The sequence below is a fragment of the Acinetobacter sp. SM1B genome (assembly GCF_003289665.1).
Taxonomy (GTDB): Bacteria; Pseudomonadota; Gammaproteobacteria; order Pseudomonadales; family Moraxellaceae; genus Acinetobacter; species Acinetobacter schindleri.
Genome location: NZ_QMBM01000001.1, coordinates 251,562 through 253,692, shown reverse-complemented (window position 1 = coordinate 253,692; position 2,131 = coordinate 251,562). Strand labels below are relative to the sequence as shown.

Here is a 2,131-nt window from a genome sequence, read left to right as displayed (position 1 = left end):
GGTGGCCTAACTTAAATAAAAAAGTCTCCGACAAACCCGGTACGGTTCACTATCACTTGTGGGGCCTTCCTTTGCCAGAAGATGCGGATACTGAGCATCCAAAAGTAAAAGAACTGCATGAGCTTCTTGCATGGTCTGAAGGTATGGTCTGGTGTTCACCTGAACGTCATGGTTCTATGAGTTCCATTTTTAAATCACAAATAGACTGGATTCCACTTGCAGGAGGAGCAATCCGTGCTACCCAAGGTAAAACCCTTGCCTTGATGCAAGTCAGTGGTGGATCACAGTCATTTAACAGCCTGAACCAGATGCGTATTTTGGGGCGGTGGATGCGGATGATCACCATTCCAAATCAGTCTTCAATTCCGAAAGCTTTCTTGGAATTTGAAGAAGATGGACGAATGAAGCCTTCAGCTTTCTATGACCGGATTGTGGATGTCATGGAAGAGTTATTTAAGTTCACTCTACTGACTCGTGGTCAAAGCAAATACCTGACTGATCGTTATTCTGAACGCAAGGAATCGGCTGAAGAGTTGTCCAAGCGTGTAAATCAGCGCAGTTTATAAATGCTGGATGGTATTAAATACTGCGCCTCATTGCCAGGTCAGTAACACTTTTATGCTGTACCGATGAAGTGCTGTTAAAGGTACAATGAATATTGTAAAAACCCAGTCTTCATGATTGGGTTTTTACATTAAAGAAGTCAGAGATAAATAAGGAAAAGGTGAAGGCTTTGAACCAGAAACGGCACTGTTGCAAATAGGCTGACATGATAAGCTAAATATCTTATTTATTTCGAGATACAGCAGATGAATCCCTTCCATGGTCGGCACTTTCAAGGTGAAATCATTCTTTGGGCTGTTCGTTGGTATTGTAAATATGGCATCAGCTATCGTGAACTTCAGGAAATGCTCGCTGAACGTGGAGTGAATGTTGATCACACCACAATTTATCGCTGGGTTCAGCGTTATGCTCCAGAAATGGAAAAACGTTTACGTTGGTATTGGCGTAATCCTACAGATCGACATTTATGGCATCTGGATGAAACTTACGTAAAAGTGAATGGCAAATGGGCATATCTATACCGTGCAGTTGACCAACGTGGCCATACTCTTGATTTCTATCTTTCTGCTAGACGAAATACCCATTCAGCTTATTGTTTTCTTGGTAAAATTTTGAATCATGTCAAAAAATGGCAGATTCCACGAGTCATAAACACTGATAAGGCTCATACCTATGGCCGTGCTTTGTCGCGACTAAAACAGGAAGGAAAGTGTCCTGAAGACCTGGACCATCGACAGATTAAATACAAGAATAACGTGATTGAATGTGATCATGGCAAGCTCAAACGGATCATCAAGGCTACGTTGGGATTCAAGTCTATGAAAACGGCTTATGCCACAATTAAAGGAATTGAGGTTATGCGTGCTCTACGCAAAGGACAAGCTTCATTATTTTATAACGGTAATATTCTAGGAGAAGTTTGGCTAGTAAATAGAGTTTTCGGTCTCTAAGCTTTTTTGAAGGGAAAATCATCGACTCAGATCCCTATTTGCAACAGTGCCGTTGTTAGTGGTTTGACCCACTAACAACTAACACGTTGGCTATTCATTGAGTAAATCCTAAACTCAACTAATTCTTTTATTTATCAGACAACCATTTTTCGACATTCGACGGCACATTCACGGCAAGCATCAGCACATTGCTGGCAGTGTTGATGCTCATGTTGGCTACATTCATCTGCACAGTATTCACAAGCCTTGGCACAAAGCTCACAAATTTCTTTCATAAAAGGAGATTCATTTTGCTGCATACGAGCACAGAGCTGACAAATATCTGCACAATCTAGACAACGCTGAATACATTCTCGCATCATCTCCAGATTTTCTTCTTTTAGACAGGCATTTGCACAACTGGCACAGGTAAGGTAACAGCTCATACATGCCTTTGCGCAATCTGAAAATTGGATATCGTTCATCATACTTACCTAAAGTCACTTGATTTAGGAATAAGCTAATCAAAAAAAAAGATATACACTAGGACGATTAGGTAAGGGAAAGTAAAATAGTCATAGATTTTGTTAAATGGTTTTAGATGCTGGCTTTGAGTGATTTAGCTGCTCATGTATTCA

At 40.6% G+C, this 2,131-nt stretch carries 3 protein-coding genes; 2 read left to right on the top strand and 1 reads right to left on the bottom strand.

Going from position 1 to position 2,131, the window contains the following annotated elements; translation table 11 throughout:
- Together arsH and C8322_RS01185 are read left to right on the top strand one after the other, a co-directional pair.
- On the top strand, positions 1–566 hold a 566-nt coding region (gene arsH / locus C8322_RS01190; protein ID WP_228156486.1), incomplete at its 5' end, for an arsenical resistance protein ArsH.
- A 243-nt stretch (positions 567–809) separates the two neighbouring features.
- Entirely contained in the window at positions 810–1,514 is a 705-nt protein-coding gene (locus tag C8322_RS01185; protein ID WP_001067793.1) for an IS6-like element IS1007 family transposase, read from the top strand.
- A gap of 134 nt (positions 1,515–1,648) precedes the next feature.
- On the opposite strand, the gene C8322_RS01180 is transcribed toward C8322_RS01185, so the two are convergent.
- Positions 1,649–1,978 (bottom strand): four-helix bundle copper-binding protein, encoded by a 330-nt coding sequence (locus C8322_RS01180; RefSeq protein WP_026055492.1) that lies wholly within the window; start codon positions 1,976–1,978, stop codon positions 1,649–1,651.
- Positions 1,979–2,131 lie beyond the last annotated feature (153 nt).